Origin of the sequence: Streptosporangium sp. G11 (assembly GCF_051192615.1) — a bacterium.
In the GTDB taxonomy this organism is placed as follows: Bacteria; Actinomycetota; Actinomycetes; order Streptosporangiales; family Streptosporangiaceae; genus Streptosporangium.
The window spans coordinates 23,195-43,890 of sequence record NZ_JBPJUQ010000008.1 but is presented as its reverse complement, the minus strand read 5'-3'; the positions used below and the strand labels follow the sequence as shown (position 1 = coordinate 43,890).

At 70.4% G+C, this 20,696-nt stretch carries 22 protein-coding genes; 18 read left to right on the top strand and 4 right to left on the bottom strand.

Annotation, left to right across the window (positions count from 1 at the left end; translation table 11 throughout):
* The first annotated feature begins 127 nt into the window (after positions 1-127).
* The 6 genes from ACSDR0_RS10805 to ACSDR0_RS10780 all read left to right on the top strand — a co-directional run bounded on the left by ACSDR0_RS10805 (position 128) and on the right by ACSDR0_RS10780 (position 7,459).
* Positions 128-1,714 (top strand): MFS transporter, encoded by a 1,587-nt coding sequence (locus tag ACSDR0_RS10805; protein ID WP_435288629.1) that lies wholly within the window; start codon positions 128-130, stop codon positions 1,712-1,714.
* Between the two features lie 135 nt (positions 1,715-1,849).
* The gene (locus tag ACSDR0_RS10800) at positions 1,850-2,101 is read left to right on the top strand and encodes a DUF3039 domain-containing protein (protein WP_386155541.1); all 252 of its coding nucleotides are present in this window, start codon (positions 1,850-1,852) and stop codon (positions 2,099-2,101) included.
* 120 nt (positions 2,102-2,221) lie between these two features.
* Positions 2,222-3,100: a M43 family zinc metalloprotease gene (locus tag ACSDR0_RS10795; RefSeq protein ID WP_435288628.1), complete on the top strand. Its 879-nt coding sequence runs from the start codon at positions 2,222-2,224 to the stop codon at positions 3,098-3,100.
* On the top strand, positions 3,097-4,488 hold the full coding sequence (locus ACSDR0_RS10790; protein ID WP_435288627.1) for an MFS transporter: 1,392 nt from the start codon (positions 3,097-3,099) through the stop codon (positions 4,486-4,488). Before ACSDR0_RS10795 ends, ACSDR0_RS10790 begins: the two co-directional genes overlap by 4 nt.
* A 98-nt stretch (positions 4,489-4,586) precedes the next feature.
* The gene (locus tag ACSDR0_RS10785; RefSeq protein ID WP_435288626.1) at positions 4,587-5,453 is read left to right on the top strand and encodes a hypothetical protein; all 867 of its coding nucleotides are present in this window, start codon (positions 4,587-4,589) and stop codon (positions 5,451-5,453) included.
* Positions 5,454-5,707: 254 nt separating this feature from the next.
* Positions 5,708-7,459, top strand: a complete 1,752-nt coding sequence (locus tag ACSDR0_RS10780; protein WP_435288625.1) for a DEAD/DEAH box helicase — start codon at positions 5,708-5,710, stop codon at positions 7,457-7,459.
* A gap of 201 nt (positions 7,460-7,660) precedes the next feature.
* Here the strand turns inward: ACSDR0_RS10780 and ACSDR0_RS10775 are convergent, their stop codons facing one another.
* Entirely contained in the window at positions 7,661-8,398 is a 738-nt protein-coding gene (locus tag ACSDR0_RS10775) for a hypothetical protein (RefSeq protein WP_435288624.1), read from the bottom strand.
* Between the two features lie 200 nt (positions 8,399-8,598).
* Between ACSDR0_RS10775 and ACSDR0_RS10770 the strand changes: the two genes are divergently transcribed.
* Positions 8,599-9,066, top strand: coding sequence for a hypothetical protein (locus ACSDR0_RS10770; protein ID WP_435288623.1), 468 nt, complete (start codon positions 8,599-8,601; stop codon positions 9,064-9,066).
* A gap of 7 nt (positions 9,067-9,073) precedes the next feature.
* On the opposite strand, the gene ACSDR0_RS10765 is transcribed toward ACSDR0_RS10770, so the two are convergent.
* On the bottom strand, positions 9,074-9,649 hold the full coding sequence (locus tag ACSDR0_RS10765; protein ID WP_435288622.1) for an isochorismatase family protein: 576 nt from the start codon (positions 9,647-9,649) through the stop codon (positions 9,074-9,076).
* A 4-nt stretch (positions 9,650-9,653) separates the two neighbouring features.
* Positions 9,654-10,931, bottom strand: coding sequence for a nicotinate phosphoribosyltransferase (locus ACSDR0_RS10760; protein WP_435288781.1), 1,278 nt, complete (start codon positions 10,929-10,931; stop codon positions 9,654-9,656).
* Between the two features lie 52 nt (positions 10,932-10,983).
* Here ACSDR0_RS10760 and clpS point away from each other — a divergent pair, with 52 nt between their 5' ends.
* The 6 genes from clpS (at position 10,984) to ACSDR0_RS10730 (ending at position 14,067) form a co-directional block, all read left to right on the top strand.
* Positions 10,984-11,271, top strand: coding sequence for an ATP-dependent Clp protease adapter ClpS (gene clpS / locus ACSDR0_RS10755; protein WP_329091067.1), 288 nt, complete (start codon positions 10,984-10,986; stop codon positions 11,269-11,271).
* 151 nt (positions 11,272-11,422) lie between these two features.
* On the top strand, positions 11,423-11,947 hold the full coding sequence (locus ACSDR0_RS10750; protein ID WP_435288621.1) for a DUF2017 domain-containing protein: 525 nt from the start codon (positions 11,423-11,425) through the stop codon (positions 11,945-11,947).
* Positions 11,948-11,956: 9 nt separating this feature from the next.
* Positions 11,957-12,373, top strand: coding sequence for a Mov34/MPN/PAD-1 family protein (locus ACSDR0_RS10745; RefSeq protein ID WP_435288620.1), 417 nt, complete (start codon positions 11,957-11,959; stop codon positions 12,371-12,373).
* 107 nt (positions 12,374-12,480) lie between these two features.
* Positions 12,481-12,618 (top strand): hypothetical protein, encoded by a 138-nt coding sequence (locus ACSDR0_RS10740; protein WP_435288619.1) that lies wholly within the window; start codon positions 12,481-12,483, stop codon positions 12,616-12,618.
* A gap of 87 nt (positions 12,619-12,705) precedes the next feature.
* Positions 12,706-12,984, top strand: a complete 279-nt coding sequence (locus ACSDR0_RS10735; protein ID WP_435288618.1) for a MoaD/ThiS family protein — start codon at positions 12,706-12,708, stop codon at positions 12,982-12,984.
* A 135-nt stretch (positions 12,985-13,119) separates the two neighbouring features.
* Positions 13,120-14,067: a PLP-dependent cysteine synthase family protein gene (locus ACSDR0_RS10730; RefSeq protein WP_435288617.1), complete on the top strand. Its 948-nt coding sequence runs from the start codon at positions 13,120-13,122 to the stop codon at positions 14,065-14,067.
* Positions 14,068-14,296: 229 nt separating this feature from the next.
* Here the strand turns inward: ACSDR0_RS10730 and ACSDR0_RS10725 are convergent, their stop codons facing one another.
* On the bottom strand, positions 14,297-16,141 hold the full coding sequence (locus ACSDR0_RS10725) for a DUF3352 domain-containing protein (protein ID WP_435288616.1): 1,845 nt from the start codon (positions 16,139-16,141) through the stop codon (positions 14,297-14,299).
* Positions 16,142-16,492: 351 nt separating this feature from the next.
* Here ACSDR0_RS10725 and ACSDR0_RS10720 point away from each other — a divergent pair, with 351 nt between their 5' ends.
* The 5 genes from ACSDR0_RS10720 (at position 16,493) to rdgB (ending at position 20,555) form a co-directional block, all read left to right on the top strand.
* Positions 16,493-17,284 carry a thioesterase family protein gene (locus ACSDR0_RS10720; RefSeq protein ID WP_435288615.1) on the top strand — a complete coding sequence of 264 codons (792 nt, stop codon included), beginning with the start codon at positions 16,493-16,495 and terminating at the stop codon, positions 17,282-17,284.
* A 249-nt stretch (positions 17,285-17,533) separates the two neighbouring features.
* Entirely contained in the window at positions 17,534-18,355 is an 822-nt protein-coding gene (gene murI / locus ACSDR0_RS10715; protein ID WP_435288614.1) for a glutamate racemase, read from the top strand.
* A 120-nt stretch (positions 18,356-18,475) separates the two neighbouring features.
* Entirely contained in the window at positions 18,476-19,228 is a 753-nt protein-coding gene (locus tag ACSDR0_RS10710) for an MBL fold metallo-hydrolase (RefSeq protein WP_435288613.1), read from the top strand.
* A gap of 5 nt (positions 19,229-19,233) precedes the next feature.
* Positions 19,234-19,950: a ribonuclease PH gene (gene rph / locus ACSDR0_RS10705; RefSeq protein ID WP_435288612.1), complete on the top strand. Its 717-nt coding sequence runs from the start codon at positions 19,234-19,236 to the stop codon at positions 19,948-19,950.
* Complete coding sequence (gene rdgB / locus ACSDR0_RS10700) at positions 19,947-20,555, top strand: RdgB/HAM1 family non-canonical purine NTP pyrophosphatase (RefSeq protein ID WP_435288611.1); 609 nt, start codon at positions 19,947-19,949, stop codon at positions 20,553-20,555. Before rph ends, rdgB begins: the two co-directional genes overlap by 4 nt.
* Positions 20,556-20,696 lie beyond the last annotated feature (141 nt).

Genomic DNA, 20,696 nt, shown 5'->3' with positions numbered 1-20,696 from the left:
TCACAGTCTGCCATAAGTCACCGGCTGTATCTTGGGAGGATTTGTCACTTGTCAGTGACTGTCATAAATTACCGGAGGTTGACGCCTCAAGCGGGGGCGGACGAAAGAGCACAAGGGGGACCCTTCCATGGCACAGGCCAAGACGGTGACGATGCCGCCGCCACCGGATCCGGGCAGATCGTCCAGGCAGGGGCACCCGTGGCTCACCCTTCTCGCGGTGTCGCTCGGCGTGATGATGGTGATGCTCGACGGCACCGTCGTCTCCATCGCCAACCCGGTGATCGGCAGGGAGCTCAATGCCTCCCTCTCCGACCTGCAGTGGGTGACCAGCGGCTACCTGCTCGCGCTCGCGGTGTTCCTGATCACGGCCGGCAAGCTCGGCGACCTGTTCGGGCACAAGCGGCTCTTCGTGATCGGCATTGCGGGCTTCGCGCTCACGTCCCTGGCCATCGGGCTGTCCGACTCCATCACCTGGCTGATCGCCTTCCGCGTCCTGCAGGGGCTCTTCGGCGCCCTGCTGCAGCCCGCGGCGCTGGCCCTGCTCCGCGCCGCCTTCCCCGCCGAGAAGCTGAACATGGCGATCGGCGTCTGGGGTGCGACGATCGGCCTGTCCAGCGCCGCCGGTCCCATCGTGGGCGGCCTCCTGGTGGAGAACGTCAGCTGGCAGTCGGTCTTCTTCATCAACGTCCCGGTCGGCATCGTGGCCCTGATCGTCGGACTCCTGGTGATCAAGGAGAGCAGGGCCGCCTCCCTGTCGAGGATCGACTGGCTCGGCGTGGTCCTGCTCTCCGGCGCCATGTTCTGCATGGTCTGGGCGATCATCAAGGCCCCCGAGTACGGCTGGGGTGACGCCAGGACGCTCGGCTTCCTGGCGGGCGCCGTGGTGATCGGCGCCGCGTTCGTCTACTGGCAGACCAAGGCCGCCGAGCCGCTGATCCCGCTCAGCCTGTTCAGCAACGTCTCGGTCGCGATCGGCACCGTGCTGATGGTGCTGATGGCGTTCTCGATGTTCGGCGCGATGTTCTTCCTCACCTTCTACTTCCAGGGCGTGCACGGCCTGTCGCCGCTCGACTCGGGCCTGCGGATGCTCCCGATGAGCGCGGGAATGATCGTCGCCTCGCCGCTGGCGGGCATGGCGATCGGGAGGTTCGGCCCGAAGATCACGATCTCGGCGGGCATGCTGATCACGGCCGTGTCCATGTTCATGCTCTCCCGCCTGGGCCTGGAGTCGGAGTACATCGACAGCGCGATCCCGTTCGCGCTGCTCGCCTTCGGCCTGTCCCCGGTGATGGTCGGCGCCACCGAGATCATCGTGGGCAACGCCCCCGAGGAGCTCAGCGGCGTCGCGGGCGGCGTGCAGCAGTCGGCGATGCAGGTCGGCGGATCGATGGGCACCGCCGTGCTCGGCGCGATCGTCGCGGCCAGGGTGGCCGACGTGCTCCCCGGCCACTGGGCGGCGGCCAAGCTCCAGCCGCTCCCCCCGGAGCAGATGGCGGGGGTCAACGAGGCCGCCTCCTACGCCCAGGCCATCCCCATCCCCGGCGCGCCCGAGTCGATCGTGCAGGCCGTCAACGGCGTCGTTCACATGTCCTTCCTGGAGGGCATGCAGCTCGGATTCACGGTCAGCACCGGGGTGGCCGTCCTGGCGGCGCTGCTCGCCCTGTTCGTCCGGGCGGGCCGCAAGACCGAGGGCGCGCCGGTCCACATGGGCTGACGCCCTTCACGGCCGCCGCCCCCGCACCCGGCCGCCGGGCCGATCGGGCCGTCGCCCCCGCGCCGGTGGGTCGTCTTCCGCGACTCACCGGCCGCCGGTGCCCGGGCGCGGCGGTACGGGCATAAAATCGCCAGGGTGAGTACGAAGATTCTCCCTGAGAGCGACATCCGCCCGGACCTGTCGCACGGCGACGGCGACCACGAGCGCTTCGCCCACTACGTCGAGAAAAACAAGATCATGGAGAGTGCGCTGAGCGGGACCCCGGTCCGCGCGCTCTGCGGGAAGGTCTGGGTGCCGAACCGCGACCCCCAGAAGTTCCCGGTCTGCCCGGAGTGCAAGGAGATCTACTCGGGTCTGCCAAAGGGCGAAGACAGCAACAACGAGTGAGTGTTGCTCATGGGTGATCGCCACAGATGAGGCTACGGTCGGGATGCCGCCGGGGGGCGGCGAACGACCAGTGTCCGGGATCTGTCGGGGGAGTCCATGTTTCGGCGTGCGATCGCCGTTGTGTCCGCATGCCTGTTCACGGTGGGCGCCGCTTCTCCCGTCCCCGCCGCTCCCGGCCGGGGAACCGCCGCGTCCGGGCCGGGGTGCGCCCTCGCCCCCCGGGCCACCCGCTCTGTGGTGCCGGGACACGCGTCCGCGCCGTCACCCGCGCCCACCGGCGGGCGGCGCGAGCCGAGCCCGATTCCGCCGGCGCTTCCCATCACCGTGCCCACCTGGGTGCACGTCATCACCGACGGCCGCCTCGGCGCGCCCGAGGTCGCCGTGCGCGCCCAGATCATCACGCTCAACGCCGCCTACTCCGGGCGGTTCGGCGGCGTGGACACCGGGATCCGGTTCAGGCTGGACGGCCTCACCCGTACCGTCAACCCTGCCTGGTTCCGCGAGCCCGTCACCCACGAGCGGGCGATCAAGCGGATGCGCAGGGGCGGGCCCGAGACCCTGAATCTCTATATCGCCCAGCTCGGCGAGCTGGTGCTCGGCTACTCCACCTACCCCCACGGGTACGGCAAGGAGCCCGGTCTCGACGGCGTGGTCGTCGACTGGCGGAGCCTGCCCGGCGGGGCGATGCGCAGCTTCGACCGGGGATACACGGGGGTCCACGAGATCGGGCACTGGCTCGGGCTGCTGCACACCTTCGAGAAGGGCTGCGAGCCGCTGGGCGACGGCGTGGCCGACACCGAGCCCGAGGGGCAGCCCACCGAGGGCTGCCCGCTGACCAAGGACACGTGCAGGGGCGGCGGACCCGACCCGATCCACAACTTCATGGACTACTCCGACGACCGCTGCATGTCCGGTTTCACCCCTGGCCAGACCGTCAGGATGCAGGAGATGTGGGCCGCCTACCGGGGCCGGGAGGCGGACACTACCCTTAATGGGTGACAGCACCGAAGACAGTCGACGCTCCATACAAAACCCCCCGGATCTTCGGTCCCGAGTACCGAACCGCCTCCCTGGGCATCCTGCTCGTCGTCACGCTGATCGCCTTCGAGGGCATGTCCGTGAGCACGGTCATGCCCGCCGTCTCCGAGGACCTCGACGCCCTGGACCTGTACGGGGCGAGCCTCTCCGCCTTCCTCATCGCCTGCCTGCTCGCCAATGTCGTCGCCGGGCTCTGGTCCGACCGGCGGGGGCACGCCTGGCCGTTCCTGCTCGGCGTGGGGCTGTTCACAGCAGGTATGGCCATGGCGGGGGCCGCCGTGACCAAGGAACTGTTCATCGTCGCGCGGGTCGTGCAGGGCCTCGGCGGCGGCGCCGTCATCGTGGCGATCTACGTGATGATCGCGCGGGTCTACGTCCCGGAGACCAGGCCCCGGGTGTTCGCCGCGCTGTCGGCGGCCTGGGTGCTCCCCGCCCTCATCGGACCCGGCCTCACCGGCCTCATCGCCGAGACCGTGGGATGGAGGTGGGTCTTCTACGGCATCGTGCCGCTGGTCGTCCCCGCCCTCGTGATGCTCCTGCCCGCGCTGCGCGTCGGCGGAGACACCCAGGTGCCCACGCCCTCCGCGGGACCCCGCTCCAGGCCGCTGGCGATGACCCTGGCCGCCACCGCCACGGCGTGCGGCGCGGGAATCCTGCTGTACGGGGCGAGCCACCTCCACGACGCCCCGGTACCGGGCGGGATCGCCACCGTCGCGGGACTGGCCGCCCTCGCCGCGGGCCTGCCGAGGCTGCTGCCTCCCCGGGCCCTCAGGTTCGGCCGCGGCCTGCCCACCACGATCATGATGCGCGGGGTGCTCGCCTCGGCGTTCTTCGGGGTCAACGCCTTCATCCCGCTGTTCCTCACCAAGGTGCACGGCTTCTCCCTCGCCGAGGCGGGGGTCGCCCTCACCATCGGCGCTCTGGGCTGGACCATCGGCTCCTACCTGCAGACCCGACGCTCGTACGACAGGCCGCTGCTGGTACGGATCGGCGCCGTGGCGATCACCGTGGGCATCCTGACGACCCTGCTCGCCCTCGTGCCCGGGGTCACCGGCTGGGTCACCGTGCCCGCCTGGGTCATCGCCGGGTTCGGCATGGGCCTCAGCATGACCAGCGTCAACGTCACCGCGATGCAGCAGTCGCCCGACGCCGAGCAGGGCGCCAACTCCGCCGCGCTCCAGGTCGTCGACACCCTGGGCAGCGCGATCACCATCGGCTTCGGCGGGGGTCTGATCAACCTGATCGGCCACGACGACATCGCCACCGGCTACACCACGATCGTCGCGCTGATGGCCGCCGTGGGGCTCTTCGGGGTGATCGTGGCCCGGCGCATGAGAGACATCCCATGACTCATTGGTCACTCCCGTAACAGCGATCACCCATAGCCGGGTCACGCCACGGGATGCGTGGTAGGACGGTAGGACCGTCACCGCCGGGAGGAGGTCCCGTGCACGAACGACCTCGCCGGTCGGACCCGCCCGACGAGCCCGGCCGTGGCGGGGGGCGCCGGTCCCGGCGGGCCCGCAGGGCCGCGCGGGCGGCCGAGGACCAGGTGTGGCCGCCGACCGACCCGGACCTCGACGACGAGCGCCGTCCCTGGCCGGCCCCCGAGGACGACGAGTACCGTCCCTGGCCGCCGCCGGAGGACGAGCCGTCCGACGCCCGCTCCAGCCTGACCTGGCCTCCCCGCATCCCCGAGCCCGGCGACGACCTCCCGCCCTCCGCCCGCTGGTACGGCACGCCCATCGCCCCTCCCGAGCGCCGTCCGGGGCGCCTGCGCCGCGTGCTGCTCGTGCTGCTCGCCCTGGCCGCGGGGGGCGGCGTCATCGCCGGGGTGGCCGTGCTGGCGCTGCGGGCGCTGCCCTCCACGCCGCCGGCGCGGGTGGTCGATCAGGTCGCGGGGGTGAGCTACCCGCTGCCCGACCGCTGGCTCACGGGTACGGTGCCGCCGGTCACGGACTTCACCTCGGCCGCGGGCGACGGCGTCAACACGACCGTGATGGTCATGCCCGCCGAGCCCGCGACCGACGTGCGCGCCACCACCACCGAGCTCAGCGATCTGTACGCGCGGCTCCTGCTCCACGGCGACGAGGTGAAGGTCGTGGACGACACGGAGATCACCGTGGGCGCGCGTACCGGGCACGCCCGTTCCCTGCGCGCGGAGTACCGGGACGTGGTGAACCGGCCGGCGTACCTGCGCGTGGTCTTCCTCGCCGGGGCCGGAGGGCGCCCGGTGGTCGTGGTCGCGATGACCCAGCCGGACGATCCCGTGTCGAGGGCCGAGATCGACACGGTGATCGGGGGCCTGCGCTGAGGGGAAGGCCGAGCGGGCCGAGGGTGTGGTTCTTGCGGGCGGCGGCCTGTTCCGAGAGCCGGTGGGTTCCATCCCGGTGAGCCGCCGGTCCCGGCCTCGTGAGGCGATGGTCCCGGCTTCGCGGGCCGGTTGGTTTCGGCTCCGCGGGCCGGTGGTTTCGGCTCCGCCGGTCACTAGCACGCGGGGACGACCTTGGCGAGGATCTCGGCGGATCGGCACGTCTTGTCGGCGGCGCAGATTACCCTGGGGACACTGTGAGCACTTTCGCCGCATCCCACCTCTCGCCCTCATATCCGGACCGTGCCGCCTGGGGCACCGCGCCGAAGCTTCGCGCGTGGCAGCAGGAGGCCTTTGACCTGTACTCCAGCCGTGAGCCGCGTGACTTCCTGGCGGTCGCCACGCCGGGTGCGGGCAAGACGACCTTCGCGCTCCGCATCGCCAGCGACCTCCTGTCACGAGGGATCATCCGGGCTGTGACGATCGTCACACCGACGGAGCACCTCAAGCAGCAGTGGGCGGACGCCGCCGCCAAGGTCGGCATGGCGATCGACCCCGAGTTCAAGAACAGTCAGGGCGCGACCTCCCGCGACTACATCGGGGTGGCCATCACCTACGCCCAGGTGTCCATGCACCCGGCGCTGCACCGCGCCCGCACCGAGGCACGCAAGACGCTCGTGATCTTCGACGAGATCCACCACGCGGGCGACGCGAAGTCCTGGGGCGACGGCGTGCGGGAGGCGTTCGAGCCGGCCGCCAGGCGCCTCGCCCTGACCGGAACCCCCTTCAGGTCCGACGTCAACCCGATCCCCTTCGTCACCTACGCCGAGGACGGCGACGGGATCCGGCGCAGCGTCTCCGACTACTCCTACGGGTACGGCCCGGCACTCGCCGACGGCGTCGTCCGGCCGGTCATCTTCCTCGCCTACGCCGGTGAGATGCGCTGGCGGACCCGCGCGGGCGACGAGATCGCCGCGACCCTCGGCACCCCGCTCACCAAGGACCAGCTCGGCCAGGCGTGGAGGGCCGCGCTCGACCCGAAGGGCGAGTGGATCCGCCAGGTCCTCCGGGCGGCCGACCGGCGCCTGACCGAGGTGCGCAGGGGCGTGCCCGACGCCGGTGCCCTGGTGATCGCGACCGACCACGAGACCGCCCGCGCCTACGCCCGCCACATCCGGACCATCACCGGAGAGGGCGCCACGGTCGTGCTCTCCGACGACCCCACGGCGTCCAAGAAGATCAAGGAGTTCTCCGCCTCCGAGCAGCGCTGGCTGGTCGCGGTCCGGATGGTCTCCGAAGGGGTCGACATCCCGCGCCTGGCCGTCGGCGTCTACGCGACGAGCATCTCGACCCCGCTGTTCTTCGCCCAGGCCGTCGGCCGCTTCGTCCGCGCCCGCAAGCGGGGGGAGACCGCCTCCGTCTTCGTGCCCTCGGTGCCGACCCTGATGGGCCTGGCGGGGGAGATGGAGGCCGAGCGCGACCACGTGCTCGACCGCAAGCCCCCCGAGGAGGGGCTGGACGACTTCCTCCTGGAGGACGCCCAGCGCAAGAAGGACAATCCCGATGTCGTGGGCGACGAGCTGCCGTTCGAGACCCTGGAGGCGGTCGCCACCTTCGACCGGGTCCTCTTCGACGGCGGAGAGTTCGGCAGCGCCGCGGAGACCGGTTCCCCCGAGGAGGAGGACTTCCTCGGCCTGCCCGGCCTCCTGGAGCCCGACCAGGTCCGCACCCTGCTGAGCAAGCGTCAATCCGACCAGCTCAAGGCCAGGCGCAACAAGCCGGAGCCCAAGGAGCCGCAGCTCGCCCCGCACGAGCTGATCGCCAACCTCCGCAAGGAGCTCAACGGTCTCGTCGGCGCCTGGAACCACCGCACCGGCCAGCCCCACGGCGTCATCCACGCCGAGCTTCGCAGGGCCTGCGGCGGGCCCGCCATCGCGCAGGCCTCCGCCGAGCAGATCCAGGAGCGGATCGGCAAGATCCGCCACTGGGCCACCCAGCGTTCCCACTGATCGGTCACCGGGTCGGGCGGTTTCCCGTTCGGCCCGGTCGCCGGAACGGGTGATCTCCGTCCGGCCCGGTCGCCGGACCGGCTGACCTCCGTCCGGCCCGGTCAACGGACCGGCCGACCTCCGCCGATCTCGTTGACGGGGGGTGATCCCAGTCGGCTCCGGTCACCTGACCGGTGCTCCAGGCGGGTCCGCCGGGCCGGATCACCGGGCCGCGGGCGGTTCCTCCGGTACGCGGCCCGGCCGGGCGAGGACGATCGGCCTGCCGGTCCGCCCGTCGATCGCCCTGAACGCCCCCGTGTCGCGCACCGGCACCGTGAGCGGCACCTCCAGGGAGGCCACGCCGCCGGCGACGCTCACGGGCCGCGTGGTGGCGTCCAAAAAGCGGCTCTCCGCCCTGTCCTCGCGCATCCAGACCTTGATCGTGCGGCTCCTGTGGTGCAGGACCACGGTCGCGCTGTCGCACTCGTCCGCCCTGGCCTTCCAGAAGAGCGTCACGCCCCGCGGCGCGCCCTGGAGGCGAGCCAGCCGCACCCGCTCGGGAGCCGGCATCCGCCCGCGGCAGGAGGTGTCCCGCGCCCGCGCGCCGGACGCGCCTCGCCCGCCCGGCTCGTGCGGAGTGACCCGCTCTCCCCGCCCCGCCTGCGCTCCCCGTGTGTCCCGCGCGCCTTGCTGGGCCGCCTCCGGCAGGGGCGTCGACGCCTGGGGCGCCGGGAGCGGAGACGAGGGCCCTGTCTCGGTCTCGGCCAGGGCCGCCGGGCGCGGGGGTGCGGCGATCGGGGTCCGCGCGGGAATCAGGACGACGGTGGTGGCCCAGATCGTGGCCGCTTCCAGCGCGACCAGCGACAGCACGCTCGTCAGCCGTACCAGCGTCCCTCCGCGAAACAGGTTCCACAGGCACAGCGGGGTCAGGATCAGCCAGGAGACGCCGAGCACGAACATATGAGGTCACCACCGGTAGTAAGAGATATCAACTCCCCGTGATACTCCTGTCGCAACCGGTGATGGTTCTGTTTACCCGCTCATGCCCGCTCGGTGATCGTTCGTATTCCTAGAGTCACCGTACTTGGTAGCCTGTTCCCGCAATCGCTCCGGCCCCCCTCCAACCGGTGCCTCAGTGCTCTCATTCGAGAAGAGGGTTCATGTTGGCGGAGATGATCCGTACGGAGATCATGGAATACGTGGCTCCGATGTTCGAGCAGATCATGGCGAGGATGGACACCCTCGCCACCAAGGAAGACCTCGCCGAGGTCAAGCGGGGCATCGCCGAGGTTAAGCAGGAGGCCGCAGAGCTTCGGCTTGATGTTGCGAAGTGTGCGACCAAGGAGGATCTCGCCGAGGTCAGGCGGGACGTCGACGGGGTCAAACGGGATGTCGATGGAGTCAAGCAGGAGGTCGCCGAACTCAGGCTGGAGGTTGCGAAGTGTGCGACCAAGGAGGACCTTGACGGTGTCAAACAAGATGTCGCGGTCCTGGCGGAGGACATGGTCGGAGTCAAGCGCCACATAGGGGCCATAGCGTACGACATCGGCAAGCTGAAGGAGAACTACCGGATCATGGACGGGAAGCTCGACCGGATGATTCTCTTTCTGGGGATGCCGCAGAGCTGAGAGACCGTCAGGCCGGGCGGACCACGGGGGTTCCCGTGAGGCGGGCTCCGGCGGCGCCGAGTTCGGCGAGGGCGGTCTCGGTGGTCGGGGCGGACACCCCGGCGGTGAGGTCCAGCAGCACCTGAACGGACAGACCGTGCGCGACCGCGTCCAGGGCGGTGGCCCGCACGCAGTGGTCGGTGGCGATGCCGACGACGTCCACCGCGTCCACGTGGCGCTCGCCGAGCCAGTCGGCCAGGCTCGTACCGTCGGAGGTGGCGCCCTCGAAGCCGCTGTAGGCGCCGCTGTGGGCACCTTTGCTGAACACCTCCTCGACGTGTGCGGTGTCGAAGGCGGGGTGGAAGTCGGAGCCCGGTGTCCCGGCGACGCAGTGGGCGGGCCAGGTGGTCACGTAGTCGGGTTCGGCGGCGAAGTGGGGGCCGGGATCGACGTGATAGTCACGGGTGGCCACGACGTGGTCGTAGCCGTGTGAGGCGGCGTGCCGGGAGATGGCGGCGGCCACCTCGGCGCCGCCGCCGACCGGAAGGCTCCCGCCCTCGCAGAAGTCGTTCTGGACATCGACGATGATCAGTGCTGTTGGCATGCGGTCAGTCAAACACGGTCGGGATCGCGGCGTAGCCCCGGGACAGCTGGTAGGCGTTCGAGGGCAGCTCGGCGACGGCCTCGCGGTGTCGCGCGCGGCCCGCGTCCAGCTTCTCGCGGCCGACGATCTCGCCCTCCCTGACCAGCGGAACCTGTAGCGGGCGGGCGCCCGAGGGGTGCTCGCCCGAGACGGTGACCAGCTCGGCGACCGCCGTGCCCTCGGCGTCGAGCTCGCGGAAGGCCTCCTTGCGCCCGCCCCGGCTGGGCTTGCCCACCGACTTCTTGGCCACCGGCCGCATGACCCCCTCGGCGTCCTCGCGGGCGACGAGCTTGTAGACCAGGGCGGCGGTGGGCGAGCCGGAGCCGGTGACCAGCGAGGTGCCGACTCCGTAGCCGTCCACGGGGGCGGCGGCCAGGGCGGCGATGGCGTACTCGTCGAGGTCGCTGGTGACGATGATCCGGGTCTTGTGGGCGCCGAGCGCGTCGAGCTGCTCGCGGACCTCGTGGGCGACCTGGGCGAGGTCACCGGAGTCGAGGCGGACCGCTCCGAGGGAGGGCCCGGCGAGCTCCACCGCGGTCCGTACGGCCTGGGCCACGTCGTAGGTGTCCACGAGCAGCGTGGTACCGGCGCCGAGGGAGGCGATCTGGGCCTGGAAGGCCCGCTCCTCGGAGTCGTGGAGCAGGGTGAACGCGTGGGCCGCGGTCCCGGCGGTCGGTATGCCGTATTCGCGGCCCGCCATGAGGTTGGAGGTGGAGGAGAACCCGCAGAGGTAGGCGGCCCGCGCCGCGGCCACGGCCGCCGCCTCGTGGGTGCGCCGTGAGCCCATCTCGATGAGGGGCCTGGTCCCGGCGGCGCGGATCATGCGCGTGGCGGCGGTGGCGATCGCGCAGTCGTGGTTGAGGATCGACAGGATCACGGTCTCCAGCAGCACGGCCTCGGCGAACGTGCCCTCCACCGTCATGATCGGGGAGCCGGGGAAGTAGCACTCGCCCTCGGCATAGCCGTCCACGTTCCCGGAGAACCGGTATCCGGCGAGGAACTCCAGGGTGGGCTCGTCGACCACCTCGTTTTCCCGCAGGAACTCCAGCGACTCCTCCTCGAAGCGGAAGGATTCCAGCGCGTCCAGCACCCGGCCGGTTCCCGCCACGACCCCGTAGCGCCGTCCGCCGGGCAGCTGGCGTGCGAACACCTCGAAAACCGCTCGCCTGGAGAAGGCCCCGCTTCTCAGCGCCGCCTCCAGCATCGTCAGCTCATAGTGATCGGTAAGCAACGCGGTGCTCATGCTCTTTGTCACGAGTCGAAGACTAAGCCCGGGGTAGGGCAGACTGGTGAATGTGGGTAGCACCGCTCCAACGGAGGTCGAGCGTCCGTCAATCGACGTACGGCCCGATCTGCCATGGTTGACGATCGTCTGGAACGACCCGGTCAACCTGATGTCCTATGTGACGTACGTCTTCCAGTCCGTTTTCGGATACTCCAAGGAGAAGGCGGAGAAGCTGATGCTCGACGTGCACCACAAGGGTAAGGCCGTGGTTTCCAGCGGCACCCGCGAGGAGATGGAGCGCGACGCGCAGATCATGCACTCGTACGGGCTGTGGGCCACCGTCCAGCGGGATTCGTGAGCGCGCGGGTGCCCCGGCGTCACCCGTCGCCGTGCGGCGAACGGCCGAATTCGAAGAGGCCGGGCTCGAAGCGGCCGGGCCTTGGGCGGTGGGGGATTCCCGGGCGGCGCGCGGGTCTCGGGCGGGGCCCGCGAGGAATGGTGGGCGAGAGATGAGTTCGGGGTTCAAGCCGGGGCCCGAGGGCGGCGTGATCACGGTTTTCGACGCCGCGGAGGTGTCGATCCTGCGCTCGCTGGTCACGCAGATCCTGGGCCTGATAGAGCCGGGGGAGACCGGCGACGACCCTCTGGAGAAGGCGCTCGGCATCGGCGCCTCCGAGCAGTCCAACGACCCGGTGCTGGCCCGGCTGTTCCCCTCGGCGTACGAGGACGGCGAGGCGGCCGCCGAGTTCCGCAGATACACCGAGGCGACGCTGCGCGAGGGCAAGCGGGCCGACGCCCAGACGATGCTCGACAGCGCGGAGCCCGGCAGGGTCGAGCTGACCAGGGAGCAGGCACAGGCGTGGATGCGCGCGCTGAACGACGTGCGGCTCGCGCTCGGCACCCGGCTGGAGGTGACCGAGGAGGTGCACGACGAGATCGCCGACATGTCGGAGAGCGACCCCCGCTATCCGGCGTACGTCATCTACGACTGGTTGACCTACCTCCAGGACACCCTGGTCCGGGCCCTTTGGTAACTTCCAGTCATGCTCACGATCTCTCGGGAACTGGTTGACAAGATCATCGCGCATGCTCGGGCGGACCATCCCGACGAGGCCTGCGGGGTGGTCGCCGGGCCGGTCGGCTCCGACTCCCCCGAACGGTTCGTCGCGATGGAGAACGCGGAGCGGTCGCCGACGTTCTACCGGTTCGACTCGCTGGAGCAGCTGCGCGTCTGGCGGGAGATGGACGACCTCGACGAGGAGCCGGTGATCATCTACCACTCCCACACCGCCACCGAGGCCTACCCCTCCCGCACCGACATCTCCTACGCCTCCGAGCCCAACGCCCACTACGTGCTGGTCTCCACCCGCGAGGAGCTGGGGGAGAAGGCCGAGTTCCGCTCGTACCGGATCGTCGACGGCGTCGTGAGCGAGGAGGAGGTGACGATCACCTCCGGGTGATCGTCGATGTCCGGGCCCGCCTCCGGGCGCCCGCGTCCGGCATTCGCGCGGCGCCGGTGTCCGGTACGGCCGTGAGGCGAATGGACCCTTTGGGTAAGCTGGTGAGCATGCTGACCGCCGCCCCGAGCCAGGAGGACGTCGTGCTCTCGCGTCCCGGCCCTCGGGCCCGGCACGCGGGTGTCGCGCCCGTACAGAACTTCCTGTTCGCGCACACGCCCTCCGTCGTCGTCTACGACTGTCCCTGACCGGCTTTTCTGGAATCCTCCGGTGCTCACCGGTGTTCTGATCCGGTGGGCTTTACTCCCATGACGACGCAAGGAGATTGACCCGCGATGGCCATCGAGGTTCGCATTCCGACCATCCTGCGCACCTACACCGACGGCGCCAAGGCCGTCGACGCCAAGGGCGCCACGCTTGAGGAGCTCATCGGCGACCTGGAGGCCCGGCATCCCGGGCTGAAGGATCGCCTGATCGACAAGGGCGCGCTGCGCCGCTTCGTGAACGTCTACCTGAACGACGAGGACGTCCGCTTCCTGGGCGGGCTGGAGACCCCGATCGCCGACGGCGACACGGTCACCGTCCTGCCCGCCGTGGCCGGCGGCTCCCGCTAGCCGCGCGGTGCCGCCCGCTCCGCGAGACCCGCCGGGATCTCACGGAGCGGACGGCGCACGCCGCGGTCTCAGGGTCGTCACCGCGAGGCACAAGGTCTGTCACCACAAGGTCAACCGAGGCGGAAGCCGTACACCATGCGTTTTGACTCACTGATCGAATCGGTCGGCCGGACCCCGATGGTCGGCCTGCCCAGGCTCTCGCCCTCGGAGAAGGTGCGGATCTGGGCCAAGCTCGAAGACCGCAACCCGACAGGTTCGATCAAGGACCGTCCGGCGCTGTGGATGATCGAGCAGGCGGAGAAGGACGGGCTCCTCCAGCCGGGCTGCACGATCCTCGAACCCACGAGCGGCAACACCGGCATCTCGCTGGCGATGTCCGCCAGGCTCAAGGGCTACAAGCTGATCTGCGTGATGCCGGAGAACACCTCCGAGGAGCGCCGCCAGCTGCTGCGCATGTGGGGGGCGCAGATCATCTCCTCGCCCGCGGCGGGCGGCTCCAACGAGGCGGTCAGGGTCGCCAAGGGCCTGGCGGCGGAGAATCCCGACTGGGTGATGCTCTACCAGTACGGCAACCCGGCCAACTGGCGCTCGCACTACGAGTCGACGGGGCCGGAGATCCTGGAGGACCTGCCGTCCGTCACCCACTTCGTGGCCGGTCTGGGCACCACGGGCACCCTGATGGGCGTCGGCAGGTTCCTGCGCGAGCACGTCCCCGGAGTGAGGATCGTCGCCGCCGAGCCGCGTTACGGCGAGCTGGTGTACGGGCTGCGCAACGTGGACGAGGGCTTCATCCCCGAGCTGTACGACGCCGACGTCCTGACCACGCGGTTCTCGGTCTCCTCCGCCGACGCGCTTCGGCGTACCCGGGAGCTGCTGGCCGGGGAGGGCATCTTCGCGGGGGTCTCCACCGGAGCCGCCCTGCACGCCGCGCTCGGCATGGCGGCCAAGGCCGTCAAGGCGGGCGAGCGGGCCGACATCGTGTTCGTGGTCGCGGACGGCGGCTGGAAATACCTGTCCACCGGCGCCTACGAGGGGACGCTGGACGAGGCCGAGGAGCGGCTCGAAGGCCAGCTCTGGGCCTGACGGCCGTACCTGCAGATCAGGCGGGATCAGGCGGGATCGGCGGGCGCGGGAAACCGCGACGGCGGACGACGTGTGGATGACGTGTGAACGGCAAAGGGCGGGCGTCCCGGTGGGACGCCCGCCCTTCGCCGTCCCCGGGTGGGGACGGATCCCCGGCGGGCAGGAGCCCGGCCGGGGATCCGGGGAGGCCTGATCGAACAGGATCAGAAAGCCCGGCGGGTCAGGTCGGTCAGTTGAACAGGAGCCTCAGCGAGAAGGTGGCCTCGCTGCCCGACTGGGTGCCGCTCACGCCCACGGCGCGGAGCACCTGGAGGTTGGCCTTGTCCTCGCCCTGGAGGCTGCTGAGGTAGAGGTTCTCCACCTTGTCCAGGTCGGCGTAGAGGGCGAAGGTCGCCTCGCCGGCGTTGGGGATCGCGAGCTGGAAGGTCTCGCTGTCGCCCAGGGCGCCGTCCTTGTTGAGCTCGGCGGCGTAGTCCTGCGCGCTGGCCAGGACGAAGACGCCGTCGCCGGGAACCTTGGCGAGCTGGGGGACGGTCGTCCCGGAGTCCGCGAGGAACTTCTCGATCTTGCCGACGACCTCCTGTGCCTTGGCCGGGTCAGTGACGATCTTCGCGCCGAACTTCGGCTGGTTGCTGTCGAGGCCGCTGGAGTCCAGGGCGAGGGTGATGTTCTTGCCGAGCAGCGTCACCAGGTCGTCGGGGAGCGCCAGGCCGTACTTCTGCTTGGCCTGGTCGGCGAACTGCTGGACGCCGCCGCCCGCGGCCTGGTCGGCCGACTTCATGACCTGGGCCCACTGCTTGCCGATGATCTCGCCGAGACCGGAGATCGAGATCGCGCCGGCGGTGGAGGCCGGAAGCGTGCCGATCCTGGAGGCCTCGGGAGTGCCCATGTTCAGGCTCTCGGTGCCGCGGCTGATGCCCGCGAGCTCGACGTACTCGCCGTCGAAGCGAAGGGCGCCCGCCACGCGGGCGTTCTTGAGCTGGGCGAGGGTGGCGGGGTCCTGCGACGCCAGCTCGGGAGCCATGCCCGCGAGCTTGCCCGCGTCCGCCCAGAAGGAGAGCACGCCGGTCTCGCCGAGGGCGCTCAGGTCGTCGGAGAAGTTGGCGTTCCCCGACAGCGTCTCGGCCGCGACGGCCTTGTCGGCCTCGGCCTGGGTCGCGGTGAGCAGCGCGTAGTCCTCGCGGAACGCGATGCCGTACTTCTCCTCGCCCATCAGCTTGGCGATGCCCGCCGTGGCCTTGTCCTGGTCGGTGACCTGGACGGCCACCACGACGCCGGGCTCGGCGCCGGCCTTGGCCGGGGGCAGCGCGGCCACGCCGACGCGGACGCCGAGCCACGGCTCGATGTCGGCGGCGTAGTCGATCTTGCTGAGGCTCTCGGTGTCCTTCTTGATCAGGTTGAAGATCGCCTGACGCGGGTCCTCACCGCTGAAGGAGTCCTTGGTGACCGTGAACTTCCTGGCGATGGTGAACAGCGCCACCTTCTGGTTCGCGGCCGGGTCGAGGTCGAGGCGCACGTAGCCGATGGCGTTGCCGGGCAGTACGTCGTGCGGCTGCGCGCCGCCGCCGCTGAGCAGGTTGACCGCGAAGAAGCCGCCACCGCCCACGAGGGCCACGACCAGCGCGGCGATCAGCGCGAGCAGCCAGCCCTTGCCGCCCTTGCGCGCGGGAGGTCCGGCCGGCGGCCCGGCGCTCAGGAAGTCGGGCCCCTGCTGCCAGTTCCCGGCCTGCTGCGCGTACCCCTGCTGGCCGTAGTTCTGCTGCTGGTAGCCGGGCTGCTGCTGCCCGTACGGCTGACCGGCCTGCTGGCCGTAGTTCTGCTGGCCGTACGGCTGCTGCTGCTGGTAGCCCTGCTGGGGGCTCTGCTGCTGGTAGGGCTGGCCCTGCTGCGGGTAGGGCTGCCCCTGCTGGTAGCCGCCGGGAGGCTGTGAATATCCGGGCTGGCCGCCTTGCGGATAGGCCTGGGTGTGCGGCTGGTCGTTGTGCTGCGCGCCCTCGTTCCAACGGTAGGCGATCGTCCTGTCGGGCTGCTGACCCGGCGTGGGCGACTGGTCGGGGGGATTGTTGGCAGGCATGATCACTCACAATGTGGACTTCGCGGACAGGGAGAAGTTAGTGCACATTGCTAGCAACCCGCTTGCATTGAACTAACTATGTGATTGGTGCATCTAAGCGGGCTCAATCCCTGTTCAGAGGTGTTTTGTAGCGTGTTGTCGCCTTTGTCGCCCTATTCCCGCAGGTCACCACTGTCCCTCCCGCACCGTGGGCCCCCGTTTTTCCCGGAGATTCCGGAGCTCCGGACGGCTCCGATTCCCGGGCCTCGGGCTCGGCCCGGCTCCGGGGAGGGGGCATCCGGAGGGCCGGGGAGGCGAATGCCGCGCGGAATGGGTAAAGTGACCTCTCTAGAACAAGGTTCGGGAGCGTGGATGACGAAGTTCGACGAGGCGACCGCGGCCATCAGGGTGGACGAGACCACCTACGACGTGTGCCTCGACACCGGCTACTCGATCGGCGGCCCCCTCAACGGCGGCTACCTGATGGCCGTGCTGCTGCGCGCGGTCGTGGACGCCTCCCCCCACGAGCACCCGGTGACCACGGGAGTCCAGTTCCTGCGCGCGGCGAGGCCCGGTCCCGCGCAGGTGCGCCTGGAGCAGGTCAAGACCGGCCGCACCGCCACGATGACCCGGGCGACCCTGGTCCAGGACGGCAAGGCCTTCATCGAGGGACTCGTCACGACCGCGACCCTCGGCGCCGCCGCCCCCGACTGGGCGGACGGGCCTTCGGCGGAGATGCCGCCGATCGAGCGCTGCGTCTCGCTGCCCGCTCCCAAGGCCGAGTCGAACATGACGCTCAACGCCCAGATGGAACTGGTCTTCGACCCTCCCACCATCGGCTGGCTCGCGGGCAAGCCCACCGGAAGGCCCGAGGCCCGCGCCTACTTCCGGATGTCCGAGCCGCAGGACCCCGACCCGTACGTGCTGGCGCTGGCCGTGGACGCCCTCCCGCCGGTGGTCTTCTCCGCCGGAGGGCGCGGCTGGGCCCCCACGGTCGACCTCACCTGGCACCTGCGAGCCCTGCCCGCTCCCGGCTGGCTGACCCTCCTGGCCGCAGGCCGCCTGATCAGCGACGGCTGGTTCGACGAGGAGGTCGAGGTATGGGACTCGGCCGGCCGCCTGGTCGCCCAGTCCCGCCAGCTGGCCCGCGTCGGACGGGGCTGAGGTCCGCGGGGGCGATCCCCGCAGCGTCGCAGGGTGTCGTACGGCGTCCGCGCGGTGTCCCCTGGCGTCGCAGGGTGTCGCACGGTGTCGCACGTGTTCCCGGTGTCGCAGGGTGTCGCACGGCATACCTCGGCGTCGCACGGCCTCGTACGGCTAGATGTCACGAAAAATACATGGCTGAGCTGGTAATCAGCGTTGTGAGGATTCTTACCGTGATCGGTCGTCCCAGGTCGCCTAGCCTTGGGAACTGTGTCGCAAGCGAGCATTGGAATCTTTGACAGTGGTGTCGGCGGTCTCACGGTGGCCCGGGCGATCATCGATCAACTACCCAGTGAGTCGATCTTCTATGTGGCCGACACGGCGAGGCAGCCGTACGGTCCCAAGAGCATCGCGCAGGTTCGCGCCTACGCGCTGGAGGTGATGGACCACCTCGTCGAGCACGACGTCAAGATGCTGGTGATCGCGTGCAACAGCGCCAGCGCGGCCGTGCTCCGCGACGCCAGGGAACGCTACGCCGTCCCGGTCGTCGAGGTGATCCAGCCGGCCACCCGCCGTGCCGCGCGGGCCACCCGCAACGGCAGGGTCGGGGTGATCGGGACCAGGGCCACGATCGAGTCGATGGCGTACCACGACGCGTTCGCCGCGGCTCCCGACGTCCGGCTCACCGGGGTGGCGGCGCCGCGCCTGGTGGAGTTCGTCGAGCGGGGGGAGACGATGAGCGACGAGCTCATCGACGTCATCCGCGAATACCTGGAGCCGGTGCTCGCCGACCGGTGCGACACGCTGATCCTGGGATGTACGCACTACCCGCTCCTCGCCGGGCCGATCTCCTATGTGGTGGGAGACGGCGTCACGCTGGTGTCCAGCGCCGACGAGACGGCCAAGGACGTGTACCGCGTCCTGCACGACCGGAGCCTGGCCGCCGTAGGGGGCGCGCCCAGGCACCGTTTCCGCGCCACCGGCGACGCGGGCCTCTTCGCCGACCTCGGACGACGGTTCCTCGGACCCGAGATCCAGGCGGTCGAAGTGGCGGTAGTAGGGGATGTTCCGAACAACGGGCATCGCGTGTGACGGTGCTCAGGCGCTCCGTAGGGGGAACGCCGGAGAGTGGCGGACGAAGGGGGACGGATACCGGCCACCGGCGCCCGCGCCGTGACACGCGGCGCCGCACAGTAACCGTAGGAGGCCGCCGTGAAATTGACGATCATTGGATGCTCGGGAAGTTTCCCCGGGCCTGACAGCCCTTCCTCCTGCTATCTGCTGGAGGCGGAGGGGTTTCGCATGCTGCTCGACTTCGGGAACGGCGCGCTCGGCGCCCTCCAGAAGTACATAGGCCTGTACGACGTGGACGCGATATGCCTGTCGCATCTGCACGCCGATCACTGCCTCGACATGTGCCCGTACCACGTGGTGCGCACCTACTCCCCCCAGGGCCCGCTGCCCCGGGTGCCGGTGTACGCGCCCTCCGACGCGCGTGAGCGCCTGAACTCCGCCTACGCGATGCCGGACGAGCCGGCACTCGACACGGCCTTCGACTTCGTGGGCCTGATGCCCGGGATGTTCGAGATCGGCCCGTTCGAGGTGACGGCCGCCCTGGTGAACCACCCCGTGGAGACCTACGGGTTCAGGGTCTCCTACGGCGGGCGCTCGGTGGCCTACTCCGGCGACACCGGGGAGAGCGCCGAACTGGTCAAGCTCGCCTCGGGGGCCGACGTGCTCCTGTGCGAGGCGTCACATCTCGACAAGCCCGGTCTTCCCACGGGCCTGCACCTGAACGGCCGCCAGGCGGCCGAGCACGCGGCCAAGGCGGACGTGGACACCCTGGTCCTGACCCACCTGGTGCCCTGGAACGACCGCGACCGGGTCATGGAGGACGCCTCCCGCGGCGGGTTCGGCGGGCGGATGGAACTCGCACGGAGCGGGGCCCGGTATGACCTAGGGTGAACGTCATGGCTCGTGCAGATGGACGTTCTTTCGATCAACTCCGCCCCGTCACCATCACCCGCGGCTGGCTGGCGCACGCCGAGGGTTCGGTGCTCGTCGAGTTCGGCGGCACCAAGGTGCTCTGTGCCGCCTCCGTGCAGGACAGTGTGCCCCGCTGGCGCCGGGGCAGCGGTCAGGGCTGGATCACGGCCGAGTACGCCATGCTGCCGCGTGCCACGAACACCCGCAACGAGCGCGAGTCGGTCCGCGGCAAGATCGGCGGCCGTACGCACGAGATCTCCCGCCTGATCGGCCGCTCCCTGCGCGCCTGCGTCGACTACAAGACGCTGGGCGAGAACTCGATCGTCATCGACTGCGACGTGCTCCAGGCCGACGGCGGCACCCGCACCGCCGCCATCACCGGGGCGTACGTGGCGCTGGTCGACGCGGTCGCGTGGATGCGCAAGCGCAAGATGTGCGGCGGAGACCCGCTGGTCGACTCGGTCGCGGCGGTCTCCGTCGGCGTCGTCGGCTCGACGGCGCTGCTCGACCTCTGCTACACCGAGGACGTCGCCGCCGAGACGGACATGAACGTGGTGATGACCGGCTCCGGCGAGTTCGTCGAGGTCCAGGGCACCGCCGAGGGCAAGCCGTTCAACCGCGCCGCCCTCGACGAGCTGCTCGACCTCGGCGCGGCCGGGTGCGTCGAGCTCACCCGCCTCCAGCGGGAGGCACTGGCGTGAGCGCGCCGCGCGTTGTCCTCGCCACCCGGAACGCCGGGAAGATCGCCGAGCTGCGCCGGATCCTGGCCGACGCCTCGATCCCGGTGGAGATCGTCGGGCTTGAGGAGTTCCCCGAGATCGGCGACGTCGCCGAGACCGGCCTGACCTTCGCGGAGAACGCCCTGCTCAAGGCGCACGCGGTTGCCCAGCAGTCCGGCCTGCCCGCGATCGCCGACGACTCCGGCCTCTGCGTCGACGCCCTGAACGGCATGCCCGGCATCTTCTCCGCCCGCTGGTCGGGAAGGCACGGCGACGACCCGGCCAACCTCGCCCTGCTGCTCGCGCAGGTCTCCGACGTGCCCGAGGGGCACCGGGGCGCGCACTTCGCGTGCGCGGCGGCGCTGGCCCTCCCGTCGGGCGAGGAGCGGGTGACCGAGGGCGCGCTGCACGGCGTGATCATCACCGCTCCGCGCGGCACCGGCGGTTTCGGCTACGACCCGATCCTCGTCCCCGTGGGCGAGACCCGGACCACCGCCGAGCTGTCCGCCCAGGAGAAGGACGCCATCAGCCACCGTGGCCGCGCCTTCCGCGCCCTGGCCCCCATCATCGCCGAAGTGATCGCCTGACCTCACCGGCCTGCTCCCTGGCCTGACCTCACCGGCCTGCTCCCTGGCCGGAGCGGCCGGCCGACCTCTCCGGCTCGGGTCCGCCTGTGGGGGCCGGCTCGGGTCCGGCCGTAGGGTGCCGGCTCGCCCGGCCTGTCCGGC